We start from the raw sequence: 19,597 nt of genomic DNA, 5'->3' as shown, positions 1-19,597 counted from the left end.
AAACTTCAAAGAATGCCCGAGCCCAGCGTATTTAAGGCTTTGAAAAGTAGAAATCGAAAATCGAAGAAATAAAGCTCAAATTACTACTTGTTGAACCTAAAGTACTTGAATTCAACTTCTTCTGCTTCTCCTTCATCGCTGATGACGACATACATATGAATTTCATTGTTCGAAATTCGCTTGATTGTAAACCCGTCAAAATAAACGGCATCCTTTTCCACTTTTACCAAAGGGAACTCTTCTCGTTCATTTTTCTCTTCCCAGCCTGTGAGGTCACTATTGAAATGCTTTAAGCGAAACGATAAGCTTCCGTTTTCTTCAACCAATTGACAAATTTCGTAAAAACTGGTTTTACCTTCTGAAACAAGTTTGAATGAACCCATCATAGAATCGCCCAAAGGAGGAGACCAAATTTCTTCTGTAATGCCTCCAAAAGCTTCGCCACGCCAATGGCCACTCAGCCAGGCGATATCGGCTAAAGTTGCTTTAGGAGATTTGTTATTACTAAGTTTTAAGGTGTTTTGGCCGAAGCTGCTAAAACAGATAAAAACAAATAGGAGAGATAGACTTAGCTTTTTCATGTTTTATTAAATTGACGAACCATAATGCAAATAGGGGACAACGGTTTCTTAAATTTCCGTAATCCTTACTTTTTTATTCTTCAGTTTAGTGTTATTCAGGGTCTTAATCAAACGTTTGGCCTCAATGGCCGCTACCGCAACAAAAGCACAGTCGTTTTTAATTTCAATCATACCCAACTGATCTTTCTGCAGTTGGCCTTGTTTAAAGAAGAGTCCAGCAATATCGCCTTTCGAAATTTTGTCTTTTCTTCCACCCGAAATAAACAGGGTTTTCATCAAAGGCTTAGGTGCCGAAATTCCTTCTAATACATCGCGAACCCTACCGCTTTTGGGCTTTAGTTCAGAAATGAAATCGGGCAATTCTTCTTTTTCCCATTGCAGCACATAGGCCGTTCCTTCTGAGTTCATTCTGGCGGTTCTACCGTTTCTGTGGGTGAATTCTGGTCCAGAGTTAGGCAAATGATAATGGATAATGAATTTCAATTCTGGAATATCAATTCCTCTGGCAGCCAAGTCTGTTGCCAATAGCAACTGATAAGTGCCATTTCGGAACTGAATAAGCGCTCTTTCGCGGTCTACTTGTTCCATTCCACCATAGAATACACCATGGTTGATTTCATGATCGAAAAGGTATTGACTAATTCGTTCGATGGAATCTTTAAAGTTGCAGAACACAATTCCCGGTTGGTCACCAAGTCGATTGAGGGTATCAACGAGCGTTTCCAGTTTGTCTCTATCGGATGACAATACCAACTGAACTTCAAGCGTTGAATCACCTTTGTCAGCGAAATCAAGGATTTGGGGTGACTTGAGTTTTACAAAGCCTGGTATTTCGGTTTCGTTGGTGGCCGAAGTCAAAACCTTCTTCTGCAAATGACTAAGTGAAGCGATAATCTCCATCATTTCTAGTTCAAAACCCACTTCTAAAGACTTATCGAATTCATCTAACACCAATGTTTTGATGTCTTTCACAGGGAAAACTTCACGTCTTAAATGGTCTGCCACACGGCCGGGAGTGCCCACAAGGATTGCAGGCCTGTGTTTCAACTCCATTCTGTCTTTCGATGCTGGGCGACCGCCATACACGGCATTGGCTTTAAAACCTGTCCCCATCTCTCTAATCACCTGTTCAATCTGAATGGCCAGTTCTCTTGAGGGCACCAAGATCAAAGCTTGTACTTCAGCACAGTTGACATCTAGTGATTGAATGATAGGAAGCAAAAAGGCCAAGGTTTTTCCTGTGCCCGTAGGGGAAAGCAATACAACATCCGAATGCTGATGAATGGCTTCTTGGGCCGCTTCTTGCATCGGGTTGAGTTTTTCTATACGAAGCTTGGTGAGGATTTCCTCTTGGTTTTTATGGGCAGTTTGCATGGTGCAAAACTACTTGTATTTCAGGTATAAATAGAAAAGTGATACGCTTTTGCGCTTTTATATTTTCATAAATTGCCGAAATGAAAAAAGAATGCCCTTCATGCGCTATGGAAGTAGACTCAGCCGCCAAAGTTTGCCCTATCTGTACTTATGAATTCCCTAGGCAGTCAAAGGCCCTGAGTTGGGTAGCAATCCTCTTAATTGTGGCCTTGTTGTTATGGTTGGTATTGTAGATTAACTGGCTTCCTTTACCTTCTCGTGATCTTTTCTGGTCAAGAATTGCTCTAACAGAATTAAACCTGTACCAATCATTACCGATACATCGGCAGCATTGAAAATTCCTGTACGGAAAATTCCGAAATCCATATGTACCATGTCGGTGACGGAGCCATAAAGGATGCGGTCGTAGAGATTACCAATACCACCGCCTACGATAAAGGATAAGCCCACAATTGCCAATTTGGTCAGGTCTTTTTTAATTAAAAGGAAGACCAAAAGGCCAATCATCACTATGGCAGGTAAGCCTAATAATAGAATGTTTTTGAGAATAGGAGACAAGTCGGAGCCCATTCCTAAGAAAGCGCCAGAGTTTTCAACTTTGGTTAGAATAAGGTTATCACCGATCACTTCAATGCGCTCATTATATTCAATTTGCTCACGGGCCATGTCTTTGGTGATTTGATCGCAGCCTATATTGACGATGATAATGGCGAGAATAGCGATGATACGGTTAACGTTTGACTTCATGGGATTCTTTTCAGGCTGCTAAACTAATCAATAGCTTATAAAATGAAGGCTGGTAATGATGAAAATTATTGGTTAAGGGGATTTTGGTGGAGGAGTGTGAGGTTCTTATGTAGTTGGGGTTGAGCGAATGAACGGTCTTGTATAAGAATAGTGGCGGTTTTAAGACCACAAACTTTTCAGTTTAGACCAAAATTTATTGTTATTACTGTCCTTTGCTTTGGCAGAACTTCCGTTGTTATTTTTATACGTTGTTTTAAACAGTTTTTCTTTAATCCTCTTATGAATAGAGTCAAATTTCTCCGCTATTTGCAAATATTCATCACTCCAACCATTTGACATTGCTAATTCTTGATAAGTGCTGGTGGGTAAAAATTCTACCATTATTTTCTCAAGAGTATCAAAGTCCAAAAGTTCTATTTGTTTTTGGTCAGAATCAAGTTCTTTTATCAAAACTTCTGTATTATCAAATCCCGCCCAAACAGTATCAGTTTCATCATTAATTCTTGATTTGATATTAGCCATTATTTCAGAAACTTCTTTAAAGTCCGAATAAAATGAAATTTTAGAGTTGAAATAGTCTTTGGTTTCCAAATCACAGTTTTCATTCAGTTTGATTAAAGATTTTTCTCTGTATTCTTTTGATACAAGTCTATCAGAAATCAATTTTACATCCTGTTCAAATTCATCAATTAAAGACCAATTATTGTCACCAAACAAATTTTGTTCAGACGTTTTTCCTCCTCGAGAGAATCCGTCAATATCGCCTCCATATTTGTTATATATTTTTATTTTTTCAATGGTTAGCATTGGTCTGACTTAATTGCTTACAACAATGGCTATAGCTCACATTTATGAGCGTTAGCACCCCAATACGGTGTACTATACGCACCTATTAACAAGTTATAAGTTTAGCGAAATTAATTTTAGAACAGTAACATTCGTTGGCTATTTAGTATTAAAATACTAATAAAGCCTGCGTTACCCGTCATTGCGCCTTCGCTTCGCAACCGCTAAAGCTAATACGAACATAGTGTAGCTTCAGCGCAAGCGTTGCGAACCTGCTAAAGTCTTGCGAAGTGATAGTGTTTACGTGAAGCAATCTCCCCGCCCAGTTAGCGAACGTCTTAGATTGCTTCGTCATAAGCTTTTGCTGTCGCAACGCTTATTTCTCGCAATGGCGCTTCGATTGAGGGTTTGCGGTTAGGTGTGGTTACGATGAAGTGAGGCAATCTCAATTTCAAATGACAGAAACCGCTGGCTAGAGATTGCTTCGTCACAGCACATTGCTATCGCGAAGTCTGCTTCTCGCAATGGCGCTTCGATTTGACAGCCTCACTAGGCTTATACTACAGCAAAGGAGTAATGGTGCTCCGAATAAGCATTTGCACTGATATATAAACTCTATATAAAATAGGTCATGAGGCATTACCCATGACCTATTTCTATTTATTGATAGAACATAAACGCTTATACAGCAATAGTTTCGGCAACTTTCATTCGTTCCCAATTACGGTGTTGGGCAATCGCTTTTTTAAAATCATCTGGTTTTGCGTTTACAAATACCGCTTTATCCGATTTGTGATCTGCCACAGCGCTATTGTCAATCAATTCTTCCCCTTCATTATCTGCCGCAACGGCTTTACAATACTTAAACGCTTCATTAACGAACTTGGTAAACTTAGCCACTTTCAATAGTGCTTTCACCGATTTCTCGCCACCGGGTATATAAACGGCATCAAATAGCACGCTTTCGGTTGTGGCTATGGCCGCGTCTACAGCATGCTTTTTATTTTCATTACAAGTAATTTCGCCACCATGCGGAGCTATGATCATAAGTTTGGCTCCTTTTTTTTCTAGGGCTTTTCTCATTTTTTCATAATTATTGTGGTCGAAGCCATCAGCGGCAAGCACAGCGACTTTTCTGGTAGAAATACTGTCAAATTTGGTTTCTGCTTGACTTAACGCGGTAGATTTATCAAGGTAGTTTTTCTTTTTTCTAGGCTGATGCTTCTCCACATCCGCATCCGCACCAATGGCTTGATTAACAGGTTGATCAATGTTTTTAGGAACTTCCATACCTAAACCATCAGCCACTTTTTTAGCCAAGTCACCATCAATTTCATTGATTAAATACAGCATTCTAGATTTAATATGAGCTTGATTGCATTTGCCTAATTCAAAAGTGTAGGCGTCTGCAACATGTGCCTGTTCCCATTCTGAAAGACTGCGGTAAAATAGTGCGGGTTGAGAGAAGTGATCATTGAAACTTTCGCTTCGTCCACGGATTTTCTTTGCGTCTATTCGTTCTTCATAAGAATGAAATGCCCCTTCTGACATTTTGCTTAAATGCGGACATCCACCACTCATACTGTTTGGGAAATAAGCAGTGTTCCCCTTGGGCACGTTTGTTTGCATGTGGCCGTCACGTTGATTGTTATGAGATTCAGCAACGGGACGGTTAATAGGAATTTGATCAAAATTAGGCCCACCCAAACGCGACAATTGAGTGTCGCGATATGAAAAAAGTCTTCCTTGTAAAAGTGGGTCATTGGTAAAATCTAACCCTGGAACAATATGACCAGGCAAGAAAGCCACCTGTTCGGTTTCAGCGAAGAAGTTTTCTGGGTTTTTGTTTAAAGTCATTTTACCCACAATTTTCACCGGAACCATTTCTTCTGGTATCAGTTTGGTAGGGTCCAATAAGTCGAAATCGAATTTGTGTTCGTCTGCTTCAGGAACAATCTGTAAACCCAATTCCCATTCAGGAAACTGTCCATCTTCAATCGCGTCCCATAAATCCCTGCGATGAAAGTCGGCATCGGCACCGTTAATTTTAACGGCTTCTTCCCATGTTACGGAATGTACGCCCAATATTGGTTTCCAATGGAATTTCACGAAATGAGCTTCCCCCTTGTCATTAATCATTCTAAAAGTATGGATACCAAAGCCTTCCATCATTCTCAAACTTCGGGGAATGGCTCGGTCACTCATCACCCATATATGGTTATGAAGGGTTTCGGGCGTGTGAGAAACAAAATCGTAGAAGGTATCGTGTGCAGAAGCTGCCTGTGGAATTTCGTTGTTAGGTTCTGGTTTTACTGAATGAATCAAATCAGGAAATTTCATCGCATCTTGAATGAAGAAAATAGGCATATTATTTCCTACCAAGTCCCATGTTCCTTCTTCTGTATAAAATTTAGTTGCAAAGCCACGAACGTCTCGTGCAAGATCGGGAGAGCCCTTAGAGCCCGCTACCGTAGAAAAACGGACAAATACAGGTGTTTTTCTAGAGGTATCGTTGAAGATGCCAGCTTTAGTATATTCAGGAATGGCTTCATATAGCTCAAAAACTCCATGGGCAGCGCTGCCTCGGGCATGTACAATTCGTTCTGGAATACGCTCGTGATCGAAACTGGTGATTTTTTCACGAAGTAAGAAATCTTCTAAAAGGGTGGAGCCGCGCTCACCGCTTTTCAGAGAATTGTTGGTGTCATTTACCTTCATGCCCTGATTAGTAGTAAGTGGCTTTCCTGTATGATCTTTCTGATAGTTCTTTAATTGGTCTTGTTTTTTAGACTCGTCTTGGGGAGTTTTTTTTGTTTCCTTCGCCATGATTGATCGATTTAGATTTAAGATTTTCTCAAAAACCAACTATTTGATAAAGCATAAAGTTTTGGGTTTTCCTTAAAAAAATGTGGGTTGTTCTGTAAATCCTTTCTAGTGCAAAATTTAGTAGGCGATTGAGGAGCTAATTCATAACCAAACCACGCTATTTGATACTCGTGAGAATGGTTTCTACGATGGGGTAACCGGGAGCTCTTTTGTAGTTGGATTCAAGGGTTGACAAAGATGAGGGTACATTGTTTTACCTCCATTCCAAATAGTTTTCGTCTTCGAAAACATCATTCATTAATAGCTGATCATCTTCGCGATCGTGCATTTCTTTAAAAGCTTTCTCCCATCCTTTGCGAGGTTGTTCTGTAGGTTTTAAAATGATATATCCATTCTCAAGAACCATTTCAACGGTATCTTTAATGTTGTAGCGTGTCAGAATATCTTTGGAAAGTCTTAGCCCTTTTGAGTTTCCAATTTTTATAATCGGATTTCCAAAATGGAAAAATATGTATTTACAAAGTAATTACAATATTTGAATCAACCAACACCCTATACTATTGGAAACCTTTTTCCCATTCACTTCCTTGAATATCTCCTGCAATCACCAGTTTGTTTTTGAAAACCCACATGGCCATTGTGAATTTTTGTTTTGTCTTATCTGAAAAGTAACGCCATTCATTGTTTTCAGCATTTGGGCTTCCAAAAAGCTTATTGGCTACTTTGTTAACATCTATGCCCTCTTTTGCAGTTAAAATCACTTCGTATACTTCCGATTTACTGGTACTTACATAAAAAATAGCCGATTGAAACTCTTTATCGTCTAAATTTGAGAGGTATACCGTTCTGAATGATTCTTCTGTCTTTTGATCTACGCAATTATCACAGTTAGTTAAAAGCTCTTGTTCGGAAGAACCCAAAAAGACATTCATTTTTTTTATAGCTTTTGGGAAGTACTTTTTTTGTTGTTGAAGGCTTTGCGCTTGAATAGATGTATAACTTAAAATTAGTACTAGAATCGAGAGCTTTTTGAATAGTTTCATAGCTAATAAAGTTAATAAGTTTGAGCCGTTAAGTTATTTACTCATAAGCATAATTACACCTGTGCCTGCATAGTGCTTGTTAAAAAGTTATTAAAAAAATCTTTAAGTCATCAATTCTTCTATAACCTATAGTGGTGTAATCTGTAGTAAGAGTAGATCGGTACAAGGTTCAACTTAAAACTTTTACAGCCAGCTTAATCCTAAACTCAGTAGTTCCTTTGTGTTGGTCGATAGTAAAGCCAATTTCCCCTTTATGGGCTTGTACAATTTGTTTGACTAAACTGAGCCCAACCCCCGAACCATTGGATTTAGTGGTGTAAAACGGAATGAAAATATTTTCCTGAATTTCTTGGGGAATGCCTCCGCCATTATCCGTAATCGAAATTTGAAAACCACCAGATTTTTCTTCTAACTGGCTAGGTTGTTTCACGACTAAACGGATGGTACCCGTACTGGCTTCCACCGCTTCTTTGGCATTCTTCAGTAGGTTAATCAGCGCTTGCTCCATTAAGTCTGGGTCGATGGTTAAGGTGAAGGCTTCTTTAGGCAGCTCCATATGGAACTGAATATTGCTTTGGGTCAATGTAGGCTTAAAAAGCGAAGCAATGCGCTGGAAGTAAAGTTGACCTTCAACTGGCTTAATGTTGGGTAGGGGTACGCGTGTTAAACTTCTGTAGGCTTCAGTAAAGGTCATGAGCCCTGCGCTGCGGTGTTGTATGGCATCAAGGCCTTCTTGGAGGGATTGGAGCTGTGCTTCGGTTAAGTCATGACCTGATGCCTGTGATTGACTTACAAAATGGTTGAGCGTAGCAGACAGTGAAGTAATAGGCGCCACCGAATTCATGATTTCATGGGTCAGTACACGAATCAACTTTTGCCATGCCATCATTTCATTATTGTCCAGTTCGGTATGGATGTCGTGAATAGAAACCAAAGTGTATTTGGTTCCCCTTAATTTGAAAATAGAAGCCTTGATAGAAAGCTGAAATTCCCTTCCATGAATATTCACCTTTAGTAATTCATTGTGTCCAACCTCTAGTTGAATTATGGATTTGTAAAGTATTGAACTGATTGTCTTTATACTGTTTAATGTGATCAATTCTTCTTTACCCAATAGTTGCTTGAGTGCCTTATTTGCCAAATGAATTCTTTCCTTATCGTCATAAGAAAGCACGCCAATTTCGAGCTGCTGCACCAACACCGACAGGTACTGATATTCGTTGGCTTCGCGCTGAGAGGCCTCGATGAACTTTTGGTTCACTTGGTTAAAACTGTTATAGAGCTTTTTAAAACTCTTGCCTTTTTTATCGGCTGAATACTTCAGGGTGAAATCATTATGGAGAATAGCTTCTAAAAAGTTCTTGGTGTCCTTGTTTGTCCGATTGATGTAGTAGAAAAGCTCAATCAGAGCGGACAAGATAAAAATGACAATAAAGAACAAGCGAATGTAATTGCGGTCCTCAAAAATGTAGAACAGCAAAAAGCCCAAACCCACAGTGATGAGCAGCAGCCTAACAATGATCTGAATTTGAAAATGCTTAGAGTTCATACTTCTCCATTCTACGGTACAAGGCGCCACGACTCAGCCCCAATTCTCCAGCCGCATTACTAATGTTTCCTTGGTGCTTTTTGATACAGGTCTCTATCGCCCATTTTTCTAGCTCTTCAAGGTTAAAACTCTCTACCTGTGCGTTATCACTGGTATTTTGGCTGCTTAGGTTGAAATCCTGAACATGGAGTTGTTTGCCATCACTCATGATTACCGCACGTTCAATGCTGTGCTGAAGCTCCCTGATGTTGCCGGGCCAGTCGTATTTCTCGAGTTTGGCTATGACGTATTCGGGTACAAAAAGGCCTTTCTTTCCATATTTGGTTTTATACAAATTGATGAAGTGCTCGGCCAACACTGCAATGTCTTCTTTGCGTTCGCGCAGGGGAGGAAGGTGGATTTCGATGGTATTGATTCTAAACAGCAAATCCTGTCTGAATTCGCCTTCATTGACCATTTCGGGTAGCTTGGCGTTGGTAGCGCAAATCAAACGGACATCAATGTCTTTGGCATCATTCGACCCAACAGGCACAATCTTACGATCCTGAATAACGCGTAACATTTTGGCCTGAAGCGGTTTAATCAGGTTGCCGATTTCATCTAAAAACAAAGTGCCTTCATTGGCTGCTTCAAACTTCCCAATGCGGTCGGTTTTGGCATCGGTAAAGGCACCCTTTTTATGTCCGAAGAGTTCGCTTTCAAAAAGGGTTTCGGTAATAGCACCCATATCAACATTCACAAAAATGGATTTAGAGCGGTTGGAAGCACGATGAATCGCTCTAGCGACCAATTCCTTTCCTGTGCCGTTTTCTCCCGTAATCAGGATATTAGCATCCGTATGGGCTACCTTTTCAATTTGCTGAAAAACCTGCTTGATCTTTTCCGATTCACCAATAATTTCAGTGAAGGGGGCATCCAGCATATCATTCAGCACTGTTTGCTTTGAACTTAATTCTTTGACCTTATGGTTTGATTTATTCAGTTGAAAAGCAGCCGAAACCGTGGTCAGCAGCTTTTCATTCTGCCATGGCTTGGTAATGAAATCGAAGGCACCCAGTTTTATGGCTTCTACGGCCAAATGGATTTCTCCATAGGCCGTGATTAGCACAATGGAGGTTTCTGGGGAAATACTTTTTATTTGTTTTAGGTAGTTTAGGCCATCATTTCCAGAGCTTTCGCCTGTTTTGAAATTCATGTCTAGAACAACAAGGTCATAATCGTTTTCGGCCAAGGCCGTTTCAATTTGTAATGGATTGTTAATGCCCCGAACATCGTCATAATGCTGCTCCAATAAAATGCGGATGGAGAGCATCACATAATTGTCATCGTCTACAATTAGAATTCGACCTTTGTTTTTCATAACTGTCTAAAACACCAAATTTATACCAAGTTTACAATATGCTGATTCATTTACTTTTAGTAATATGAATCTATTGAAAAGTGCCCAATTTTGGGCACTCCTGTTTTACTGATGGACAATTGAAAGGGCTTAAATCGACATGTTTGTACGTAACTTATTGATATACAGAAAAATATATTCTTGGTTCAAAATTGGCCATTGGGGCATTGTCAAATACTCAAACTATGATTAAGAACTACTTCAAACTCGCTATTCGTAACCTCTGGAAAAACAAATTGGTAACTGGCACCAACCTGATTGGTCTTACTTTAGGGATTTCATGCAGCCTACTTCTATTGCTTTATGTTCAGTATGAATATAATATGGATGATTTCATTCCTGAAAGAGAGAATACGTATTTTCTATATGGCACTCAAACTGGTGTAAATGCAAGAAAAGTGGGGCTTTCCATTGAGAATGACTACAAAGATTTATCGAGCAATTATGCTGGAATTAAAGAAACTGCGATAATTAGAAATAACAGCAGTGATTTTTACCCAGAAAATAACTCGACCAAGAAACTGAACATTGATTATTGGTATGCGAGCAGCAACTTCTTCGAGTTTTTTGGTTTCCCTTTAATCGAAGGAAATGCAGCCCAAGTACTGAATGACCCTTCTTCCATTGTAATTACAGAAAGCACCGCCATTGCCCTGTTCGGTACTTCCAATGCCATTGGAAAAACAGTAACCATGGCTGGGGTTTCGTCTGACAAAGCACTGGTAGTGAGGGGTATTGCGGCTGACGTTAAGAATTCACATATCAAATTTAAAGCGATTATTCCGTGGGAAATGACTTTTCCTGATGGCTCGCAACCCGCTAAAGGCTTTGCTTACTCGCTTTACACCTATGTAAAAACCACGCCAGGAGCCAGTATTGATGAAGTTCGAGCTTTAAAGAATGATAAGTTAGCCAACGAACCAGACTTTGATGGAGACTTCAGCTATGAGTTTCTACCCGTTACAGATATGTATTTAAAATCTGGAGACATTCAGTTTATGTCTTTCGCATCGGGGAGTGCTTCAGCCATTCAAACGCTCTTATTTATTGCCATTATCATTTTGTTGGTGGCTTGTATCAACTACATCAATTTACAGACTGCAAAAGGAGCGAGGCGATCGATGGAGGTGGGTGTACGAAAAGTAATGGGAGCGCACAGAGGGCAGCTGATCCGTCAGTTCTTAGGTGAGGCCATTCTGATTACGATCATCTCCGCGATATTCTCCATTTTGTTGATTGATGTAGGCTTATCGTCCTTCAATCAGCTGACGGGTAAAGAATTCACCACGGCCACTTTAATGAACGAGGGATTACTGCCTGTTTTATTGGGTGTTGTCCTTTTTACATCCTTGTTCTCAGGTCTTTATCCTGCTTTAGTGTTGTCGTCATTCCAGCCTTCTCAGGCACTTAAAGCTTCGGCACGTGAATCTTTAAAAGGAGGAAGGGCACGTAAAACATTGATGTTTGTTCAGTTTGTGATCTCTATATTTTTGATCGCTGTCACCGTAATCACATTTAGACAAAATGAATTTTTGCACAATAAGGATTTAGGTTTTAACAAAGATCAAGTCATTACATTCAGTGTTTCCACCAAAAATTTAAGTAGAAATTATAGATCCTTCAAAAGTGAAATTGATGCCTATCCGGGTGTGGTAGCTTCATCGGTGAGCACCGATGTATTGGGAAGCGGCTATACAAATAACTCTGGGCCGATGATGTCCAAGACCAATCCTGACTTGAGCGCAGTCACCACCATTTTTGGAGTAGACTTCGACTTTATCAAAACCTATGATTTGGAGTTGGTGAATGGTAGAGATTTCGATCCTCAATCTTCATCAGACTCGACTGCGCTGATCGTAAACGAAGCTTTTATCGCTCAACTCGGTTTAGATAATCCGATGGAAGACGAAGTGACACTTTATAACCCCAATAACAGGGGAATGAAGATTATAGGCGTGGTGAAGGATTTTCACTTTCAAAAGCTTCATCAGAAAATAAGTCCGGTAGCTTTTAGAATTGCCAACAGAAATTTATGGAACCTATCGGTGAACATTAAGGCCGAAAATATTACAGAGACACTTGCATTCTTAGAAAGCAAATGGGCTGAATTTGAACCAGATCAACCATTTACCTACAGTTTTGTGAATGATGACTTTGCAAGGTTCTATGCCAACGAAACTAGACTGTTGAAGGCCATTAGCTTCTTTTCTATTGTGAGCATTGTACTCACCGCTTTAGGCTTATTCGGCATGGTCACTTTCGTGATTGAGCGAAAATTGAAAGAGATCGGGATTCGTAAAGTTTTAGGAGCCTCTGGCACCAATATCAATTTCATCATTCTCAAGGAGTTTTTAATGGTGTTGGCCATAGCTGCTGTTATCTCAATTCCTTTGGCACTTGGGGCTGGAAAAGAATGGCTTTCAAACTTTGCTTATACTACCAATATTGGTGTAATACCCTTCGTGGTCGCGTTGGTTATTTCTCTAGTGATTGTACTTATTACCGTTGGTTTACAAGCCATTAAAGCTGCTAAAGCCAACCCAATAAACGCCTTGAAAAGCGAATAAAATAAACTCAAAAACAACACAACATGCTTAGAAACTATTTTAAAATCGCCTTTCGTACCCTTGCCAGAAGTAAGGGCTACGCCTTTATTAATATCCTTGGCTTGGCCATTGGTATTACTGGAGCCACACTTTTGCTCACCTATGTAAAGGATGAAACTTCCTTCGATCAGTTCCACAGTAAGTCGGATGATATTGTACGGGTTATCGTTGTGGACAAAACAGGGGAAGCACCAAGAAAATTTGCAGCGAGTTCAGCAATATTCGCCTCTACTTTGGTGGAAGAATTGCCAGAGGTAACCAAGGCTACTACCTTGTTCATGCGGGGTGGGCATATGAATTTCACCATAGATGGGGTGCGTTTTGCACAACGAAATTACTTCATCACCGATCCATCTTTCTTCGAAGTATTTGATTTTGAGTTTTTGGCAGGAGATAGGGTTAAAGCATTGGCTGAACCCAATTCTGCGGTTTTGAGTGAAAATGAAGCCATTCGTTATTTTGGTACAACCGATGTACTAGGTAGAACTATTACCTCGCCATTTGCCGGTGAGTTTATAGTAACGGGGATTGCCAAGAATACTCCCGCCAATTCGCACATTCAGTTTGAGATGTTACTTTCTCAGAATTTCAATAATCCACAATGGACCAGAATGTTTACTAGTTGGGAAGAAATTGGTCCAGCTTCTTATTTAGTTTTGGCCAAAGGAGCCGATATGGCAGAAGTTCAGAAGAAAGCAGAAGCGATTGCGAATGAAAGGATGGGGGCTCCTTTTGACGACATGGTGGACTATGAATTTCAGGCCTTGACAGATATTCATTTCGATTCTGCCAATATTGAAGGTAGTCTGGCGGAGAGTAATGGAAATAGGAGTTACATCATAATTTTCATTTCCATAGCAGTATTTCTAATCGTAATTGCTTCTGTCAATTACATGAATTTAGCGACTTCTAGAGCGGTGTTTAGAGCAAAAGAAATTGGAATTAGAAAGGTAGTAGGAGCGGTAAAAAAACAGTTGGTCACTCAGTTTTTGATGGAATCGCTATTGATCACATTTATTTCTCTAATTGTTTCCATTGGTTTGACTGACCTCAGCATGCCATTCTTTAATGACCTTACTCAAAAGAATTTCGATTTTAGCTGGTCTACTTTAGGCGATTATATGCCAATGTTACTTGGGCTTACCGCTGTTATTGCCCTGCTCTCTGGGATATATCCTTCCTTTTTCATGACCCGTTTTAAAACAGTGGATGTACTAAAAGGGGAGCGCAAAACCAGTAGCCCATTCGCTTTAAGAAAAGTATTGGTGATCAGTCAGTTTTGCATGTCTATCATTATGATCATTTCCACCATTATCGTCAGTGATCAGATGAATTTTATTAAGGACAAAAATCTAGGCTTCAATCAAAATGACTTGGTGGTGATTGATATTAATAATGCTAATGTTCGTGCCAATTTTAAAGCCATGCGTACAGAATTATCTAATGTGCCTGGTGTCGAATCGGTAAGTGTTTCAACCCGAGTACCGGGAGAATGGAAAAGTATCAATGAAGTCAATGTTGTATTGAATGGAGCCAATCGTCAAAGCACGGACTCTCTTCGTACTTTTTATATGGGTTTTGATGAAAATCTCTTGGAGACATTCGGCTTCAAATTAACGGTTGGTAATAGCTTTAGCGGTAATGATTCTGCTGATAGCACCAAAGTTTTATTGAACCAAGCTGCCGTAAAAGCTTTTGGCTTAGAAAACCCTATTGGAGAAACCATTGAAGTGATTAGTGGAAATGGCAATGTGCGAGTCCAAGTGATTGGAGTGGTGGAAGACTTCAATTTTCAGTCGTTACACAAAAAGGTAGAACCTATAATTCTAGGCTATTGGAATGCACCTTTTAGCGGCATAGACTATTTTACTGTGAGAACCACAAAAAACGGAGCGTCTGCAAAGATGATTGAAGATTTAACGGCAGTTCATAATAAGTTTGACCAGGCCTCGGTGATTGAAACTCATTTTCTTGACAGTCAACTCGCCTTGTTCTATCAGGCCGAAACACAAGCCAGTGTGATTTATAAAGTGGGAGCTGGGCTCAGTATTTTCGTGGCTTGTTTGGGCCTATTTGGTTTGGCTTCGTTTACGGTTGAAAAACGAATCAAGGAATTGGGTATCCGAAAAGTGTTAGGCGCCAGTCAGTTGAGCTTGTTCTATTTACTTTCATCCACTTTCGCGAAGCAAGTATTCATTGCCTTTATCATTGCGAGCCCCTTTGCTTTTTGGATCATGAAAAATTGGTTGAATGGATTCGTCTATCACGTGAACATCAGTCCAATGGCATTTATTGTAGCGGGATTGATGACCATGGTGATTGCCTTGCTGACGGTAAGTTACCGATCAATTTTGGCCACCAGATCAAATCCGGTAGATGCGTTAAGAAGCGAGTAACAGCGAGCCTATATATCAAAACAGCCCTTTAATAAAATTCATTAAAGGGCTTTTTTTTTAAGGTCACTTAGGTTGCTGGAAGTTTCTTTCCCTGAGTTTACGAAGGGTCTAGAGCTTAATTATAGTTCCTTCTCCCGAAATTTCGGGATCAGGATAGAAAACCATAAAACAGTTACCATCAGATAATCGAGCAGTTGAATACTAAATGAGTAAATCTATTCTTTTTAATGAAGTTTAGTTTACCAATCTATTGGTCTATAGTCTTTTAAGAATTTACCGCACCAATGCTTTCCAGTGTTAATTCCGTCAAACAAAGGATCTAAAACTCGAGCTGCTCCGTCTACAATGTCCAAGGGCGGTTGAAAATCATGTACTTCCTGTTTCATCTTAGAAAGCTCAGCAGGATCTTCATCAGTAACCCAACCCGTATCTACAGCATTCATGTAAATGCCGTCCTTGGCAAAGTCAGAAGCTGAAGTGTGCGTCATCATGTTCAAGGCAGCTTTGGCCATGTTCGTATGCGGATGTCGGTCTTCTTTATGGAAGCGGTGGAACTTGCCTTCCATGGCCGAAACGTTAATGATGTGCTTCATGCCTGTGTTTTCCTTTCGCATTAAATTCGAAAGGCGATTGCACAGCACAAAGGGCGCTACGGCATTTACCAGTTGTACTTCCACCATTTCAGGTGTTTCAATTTGACCCAACTTCAAACGCCAGCTATTGGTCTTTCTCAAGTCAACTTGCTGCAAATCTGCATCTAATTGACCTTCAGGGAATACTTCTTTAGTAGGAAGCGAATTATCGAAACTGTACGGAATCTGCGATAACTGCGCGGAAGCCCTGATTCCAATGCCTGGTTCTTGCGCATGCCAAGTGACCGAAAGGGCGTTGTTCTTCTTGTCCGAAGCACCTGAAGAAAGCGTTCTCAATTCTTGTAAACAGTAATGATGATCAGCCAAAAGGTCTTTCACATAAGGCGTTAGTTTCTCAATGGGTTTTTCCTCATTTTCCATCAGGTGATGGTAGAAACCAGAAGGCCTTCTTACGGTTTGTGCCGCATTGTTAATGAGAATATCGAGTCGATCGTATTTCTGCTCAATGTAATTGCAGAAGATCTCTACACTTGGAATGTGTCTTAAATCTAAACCGTGAATCTTCAAACGATCACCCCAGTCGGCATAGTCTGCTTCTTTAGAAAAGCGAATGGCAGAATCCACAGGGAAACGAGTAGTGGCCACTACGGTAGCGCCAGCCCTTAAGAGCATTAAAGTAATGTGATAACCAATCTTAAGTCTGGAACCAGTAACTAATGCTACTTGGCCGGTAAGGTCTGCAGTTTGAAATCTTTTGGCATAATTGAAGTCACCGCAATCTTTGCACATGGCATCGTAGAAATGGTGTACTTTGGTATAGACCGTTTTGCACACGTAGCAGTTTCTTGGCGATTCTAGTTCTGGGGTATCTAGCATTTCTGGTTCCACCAAAGAAATGAGTTTTGGCGCTTCGAAAACAATTTGCTCTCTCGCACTTCTAATCCCAGTGGCTTTTCGAGCGTGTTTATCGCGCTCAATCATTTTACGTTTGGCAGCTTTTTTAGCGTCCTTTCTGCGCCTTGCAAATTCTTCTCGGTCGGGACGGGTTAATTTTCCAGCCGCCATAAATAAGGCCACTCGTTGTTCTTTAGGCATTTCAAAGAGTTGGTTGGTATCGCCAATAAGGCGTTCCATTACTTCAATACAGCGTTGTATTTCTTCCTGACTTAGCTGTTTATCGGCCTCTTCTTTCATAAAACAAAGGATTGAAAATTATGGCTGCAAAGGTATACATTAAACCTGATTTCAACTTTATAAATGAAGTAACTCACCGAAGTGCTACGGATGAAATTCTAAAAATTTACGTCCTTGTGTAAGAAATCCATTGCCTGTTGGTACTAGTAATTTGAGAATGAGGCAAAATGACGGAAAACGAAATCAATCACATTTTTCAAACCTGGTTAAAGCAGCACAAAGCTTTACTATTTAAAATAGTGAGGTCCTATGCCTTTAACGAAGAAGACAGAGATGATCTTTTTCAAGAAATCGCGATTCAGGTTTGGAGGTCTGTGACGAGTTTTAAGCAACAATCAGCGGTAACCACTTGGCTCTATCGTGTAGCGCTAAACACGGCCATTAAATGGACTGCCAAGGAGCGAAAGCACCAAGATAGACATGAGTCGATTGATGTTAGTCAGCACATCATTGAAAGTCATCAACCACCAGACGATCGGCTGGCTTGGTTGTATGAGGAAATTGCCCAACTCAATGAGGTAGATCGTTCACTCACCCTCTTATTATTAGATGGGTTCAGCTATAAAGAGATGTCTAAGATTTTGGGAATTTCTGAAAGCAACGTAGGAGTGAAGATCAACCGAATCAAAAAACATTTAACAACGAAATCAGAAAAATCATGATCGCCATGGAATTTAAGGAAATGAAAAAAATATGGGATACGCAGAATGATGAGGCACTTTATGTTATTAATGAAGATGCACTGCACAGAAGAATTAAAGCGAAGAAAATGGGCACAAAAAGTAGAACCAGTTTCTCAGAAGTTTTACTTATTGCCTCTAACCTTTGTGCGGGAGGCGTGGTAATTATATCACACTTACTGAAAAATAGTGGCAATGTAGCTGCACTTACTATGGGAGCTATGATGATGTTTGTTGGGGTATATATATTGTTTTTACGTTGGCAAAGAATTAAAAGAGATCAGCAAACGGATGTTTCTATTTTGGGAGATTTAGAGAATGCAATCGAGAATATTAATTACCGTATTAAGCTTTCTCAATCAATGATTTGGTTCTGCTTGATTGTGATTGCACTCACTATGTTTACTGTACTCAACAGCGATCAATCTGTGTTTAACATTGTCTTGATCTCGGCTTTCTTTATTGTAGGCTTTATTATGAGCCGTTGGGAACACAAGCGATTTAACCTCGGAAAAAAGAAGCAACTGCTAGACCTAAAGGAAAAACTGATCAACGAATTCGAAATGTAATTTCAATCTTCTATAAATAAAATGGCTTCTCTAGTGAATAGAGAAGTCATTTTTTTATGATTACGAACTATTTGGAAACTTCCATTGAAAGGATTGATGTGTTTTGTATCCAGCCCCTTCAGGGCTTTTGAAGAAATTAGATTGTACTTGTCGAAGGGTTACACCCTTCGTTTAGTTATTACGTCCTTTCAGGGCTAATAGGTAGCGTGATTTCTATTTTAGACTAAATACCATTTCACCCAAAAAAAGCCCCAAAGGGGTGGAATATCATAGGAATGGGTGCAACCCATTCCATATGTTCAATATATAATTAATAAGCCCTGAAGGGGCGTAATAATTTCTTGTATTAAGAAAGGGTGATGAGTTAAACCAAATTATCCTTAAAGAACTTGATGGTTCTTGACCAGGCTAAAGTCGCGGCTGCTTCATCATAACGAGGAGTAGTGTTGTTATGGAAACCATGATTTACCTCTGGGTAGATAAATACCTCATACTTTACGTTATTGGCCTTTAGTACTTCCTCATAAGCAGGCCAGCCCGCATTCACTCGTGTATCTAAACCGGCATATTGTAACATTAAAGGGGCCTTAACTTTGGCGGCATCTTCTGCCGAAGGCTGACCACCATAGAAAGGAACTGCTGCGCCTAAAGTAGGGACTTTTACTGCCATCATATTGGCGATCCAACCACCAAAACAGAAACCGACAACGCCTATTTTGCCATTACAATCGGGGTGATTGCGTAAATACTCATAAGCAGCAATGAAATCCTCTAGCATCTCGTTTCTATCGCGCTTGCTTTGCATGGTCCTTCCCTCATCGTCATTGCCGGGGTAGCCACCCAGCGGAGTGAGTGCATCAGGAGCCAAAGTGATAAAACCATCTACAGCAGCTCTGCGTCCTACATCTTCGATATAAGGGTTTAAACCACGATTTTCATGCACCACAACTATCCCCGGTAGTTTACCGCTCGAATTGTTGGGTTTAGATAACAAACCTTTGATAGTTCCTCCACCTTTTGGCGAATCATAGTTGATATAATCTGAACTGATTCTTTCATCATCTGGGGCTACTAGCATGGTGTCTTTATAATTAGGCATCATAAAGCTCATGAGGGAACCAACGGTTATTCCACCAATTGCATAAATAGAGAGCCTTTCCATAAAAGCCCTTCGGTCAATTTTACTATGGGCATAATCATCGTACAGATCAAAAATTTCCGGATTGACTTCTTCTTTGGTTAGCTTTTTCATGT

The 19,597-nt window shown here is 40.1% G+C and carries 15 protein-coding genes; 4 read left to right on the top strand and 11 right to left on the bottom strand.

The window, feature by feature from the left end:
* Positions 1-83: 83 nt before the first annotated feature.
* The 9 genes from MB14_RS13215 to MB14_RS13175 form a co-directional block, all read right to left on the bottom strand.
* Positions 84-581 (bottom strand): DUF6265 family protein, encoded by a 498-nt coding sequence (locus tag MB14_RS13215; protein ID WP_062592320.1) that lies wholly within the window; start codon positions 579-581, stop codon positions 84-86.
* Between the two features lie 48 nt (positions 582-629).
* The gene (locus tag MB14_RS13210; RefSeq protein WP_062592318.1) at positions 630-1,955 is read right to left on the bottom strand and encodes a DEAD/DEAH box helicase; all 1,326 of its coding nucleotides are present in this window, start codon (positions 1,953-1,955) and stop codon (positions 630-632) included.
* Positions 1,956-2,189: 234 nt separating this feature from the next.
* Entirely contained in the window at positions 2,190-2,702 is a 513-nt protein-coding gene (lspA, locus tag MB14_RS13205; protein WP_062592316.1) for a signal peptidase II, read from the bottom strand.
* 159 nt (positions 2,703-2,861) lie between these two features.
* Complete coding sequence (locus tag MB14_RS13200; RefSeq protein ID WP_062592314.1) at positions 2,862-3,509, bottom strand: hypothetical protein; 648 nt, start codon at positions 3,507-3,509, stop codon at positions 2,862-2,864.
* A gap of 660 nt (positions 3,510-4,169) precedes the next feature.
* Positions 4,170-6,314, bottom strand: a complete 2,145-nt coding sequence (locus MB14_RS13195; RefSeq protein WP_062592312.1) for a catalase — start codon at positions 6,312-6,314, stop codon at positions 4,170-4,172.
* A 253-nt stretch (positions 6,315-6,567) separates the two neighbouring features.
* On the bottom strand, positions 6,568-6,720 hold the full coding sequence (locus MB14_RS13190) for a hypothetical protein (protein ID WP_246032571.1): 153 nt from the start codon (positions 6,718-6,720) through the stop codon (positions 6,568-6,570).
* Positions 6,721-6,871: 151 nt separating this feature from the next.
* A complete protein-coding gene (locus MB14_RS13185) occupies positions 6,872-7,357 on the bottom strand; it encodes a hypothetical protein (RefSeq protein WP_062592308.1) in 486 nt (161 codons plus the stop codon).
* A 169-nt stretch (positions 7,358-7,526) separates the two neighbouring features.
* The gene (locus MB14_RS13180) at positions 7,527-8,906 is read right to left on the bottom strand and encodes a sensor histidine kinase (protein ID WP_062592306.1); all 1,380 of its coding nucleotides are present in this window, start codon (positions 8,904-8,906) and stop codon (positions 7,527-7,529) included.
* A complete protein-coding gene (locus MB14_RS13175; protein ID WP_062592304.1) occupies positions 8,896-10,266 on the bottom strand; it encodes a sigma-54-dependent transcriptional regulator in 1,371 nt (456 codons plus the stop codon). The genes MB14_RS13180 and MB14_RS13175 overlap by 11 nt, the downstream gene beginning before the upstream one ends.
* A 224-nt stretch (positions 10,267-10,490) precedes the next feature.
* Here MB14_RS13175 and MB14_RS13170 point away from each other — a divergent pair, with 224 nt between their 5' ends.
* On the top strand, positions 10,491-12,872 hold the full coding sequence (locus MB14_RS13170; protein WP_062592302.1) for an ABC transporter permease: 2,382 nt from the start codon (positions 10,491-10,493) through the stop codon (positions 12,870-12,872).
* Positions 12,873-12,895: 23 nt separating this feature from the next.
* Entirely contained in the window at positions 12,896-15,307 is a 2,412-nt protein-coding gene (locus MB14_RS13165) for an ABC transporter permease (RefSeq protein WP_062592300.1), read from the top strand.
* A gap of 239 nt (positions 15,308-15,546) precedes the next feature.
* Here the strand turns inward: MB14_RS13165 and MB14_RS13160 are convergent, their stop codons facing one another.
* Entirely contained in the window at positions 15,547-17,094 is a 1,548-nt protein-coding gene (locus MB14_RS13160) for an SDR family NAD(P)-dependent oxidoreductase (protein WP_062592298.1), read from the bottom strand.
* A 167-nt stretch (positions 17,095-17,261) separates the two neighbouring features.
* Here MB14_RS13160 and MB14_RS13155 point away from each other — a divergent pair, with 167 nt between their 5' ends.
* Entirely contained in the window at positions 17,262-17,756 is a 495-nt protein-coding gene (locus MB14_RS13155) for an RNA polymerase sigma factor (RefSeq protein ID WP_062592295.1), read from the top strand.
* Positions 17,757-17,761: 5 nt separating this feature from the next.
* A complete protein-coding gene (locus tag MB14_RS13150) occupies positions 17,762-18,343 on the top strand; it encodes a hypothetical protein (protein WP_132643989.1) in 582 nt (193 codons plus the stop codon).
* Between the two features lie 364 nt (positions 18,344-18,707).
* On the opposite strand, the gene MB14_RS13145 is transcribed toward MB14_RS13150, so the two are convergent.
* The gene (locus MB14_RS13145; protein WP_062592291.1) at positions 18,708-19,595 is read right to left on the bottom strand and encodes a dienelactone hydrolase family protein; all 888 of its coding nucleotides are present in this window, start codon (positions 19,593-19,595) and stop codon (positions 18,708-18,710) included.
* Between the last annotated feature and the right edge of the window lie 2 nt (positions 19,596-19,597).

Origin of the sequence: Roseivirga ehrenbergii (assembly GCF_001593005.1) — a bacterium.
Taxonomy (GTDB): domain Bacteria; phylum Bacteroidota; class Bacteroidia; order Cytophagales; family Cyclobacteriaceae; genus Roseivirga; species Roseivirga ehrenbergii.
Note: the sequence above shows the minus strand (reverse complement) of the source record. Positions and strands in the feature narration are given on the sequence as shown.

What these genes read in the sequence shown, in the direction of transcription:
- MB14_RS13215 (WP_062592320.1), bottom strand. Translation starts at nt 581, where the DNA reads ATGAAAAAGCTAAGTCTATCTCTCCTATTTGTTTTTATCTGTTTTAGC.
- MB14_RS13210 (WP_062592318.1), bottom strand. Translation starts at nt 1,955, where the DNA reads ATGCAAACTGCCCATAAAAACCAAGAGGAAATCCTCACCAAGCTTCGT.
- lspA (WP_062592316.1), bottom strand. Translation starts at nt 2,702, where the DNA reads ATGAAGTCAAACGTTAACCGTATCATCGCTATTCTCGCCATTATCATC.
- MB14_RS13200 (WP_062592314.1), bottom strand. Translation starts at nt 3,509, where the DNA reads ATGCTAACCATTGAAAAAATAAAAATATATAACAAATATGGAGGCGAT.
- MB14_RS13195 (WP_062592312.1), bottom strand. Translation starts at nt 6,314, where the DNA reads ATGGCGAAGGAAACAAAAAAAACTCCCCAAGACGAGTCTAAAAAACAA.
- MB14_RS13190 (WP_246032571.1), bottom strand. Translation starts at nt 6,720, where the DNA reads ATGGTTCTTGAGAATGGATATATCATTTTAAAACCTACAGAACAACCT.
- MB14_RS13185 (WP_062592308.1), bottom strand. Translation starts at nt 7,357, where the DNA reads ATGAAACTATTCAAAAAGCTCTCGATTCTAGTACTAATTTTAAGTTAT.
- MB14_RS13180 (WP_062592306.1), bottom strand. Translation starts at nt 8,906, where the DNA reads ATGAACTCTAAGCATTTTCAAATTCAGATCATTGTTAGGCTGCTGCTC.
- MB14_RS13175 (WP_062592304.1), bottom strand. Translation starts at nt 10,266, where the DNA reads ATGAAAAACAAAGGTCGAATTCTAATTGTAGACGATGACAATTATGTG.
- MB14_RS13170 (WP_062592302.1), top strand. Translation starts at nt 10,491, where the DNA reads ATGATTAAGAACTACTTCAAACTCGCTATTCGTAACCTCTGGAAAAAC.
- MB14_RS13165 (WP_062592300.1), top strand. Translation starts at nt 12,896, where the DNA reads ATGCTTAGAAACTATTTTAAAATCGCCTTTCGTACCCTTGCCAGAAGT.
- MB14_RS13160 (WP_062592298.1), bottom strand. Translation starts at nt 17,094, where the DNA reads ATGAAAGAAGAGGCCGATAAACAGCTAAGTCAGGAAGAAATACAACGC.
- MB14_RS13155 (WP_062592295.1), top strand. Translation starts at nt 17,262, where the DNA reads ATGACGGAAAACGAAATCAATCACATTTTTCAAACCTGGTTAAAGCAG.
- MB14_RS13150 (WP_132643989.1), top strand. Translation starts at nt 17,762, where the DNA reads ATGGAATTTAAGGAAATGAAAAAAATATGGGATACGCAGAATGATGAG.
- MB14_RS13145 (WP_062592291.1), bottom strand. Translation starts at nt 19,595, where the DNA reads ATGAAAAAGCTAACCAAAGAAGAAGTCAATCCGGAAATTTTTGATCTG.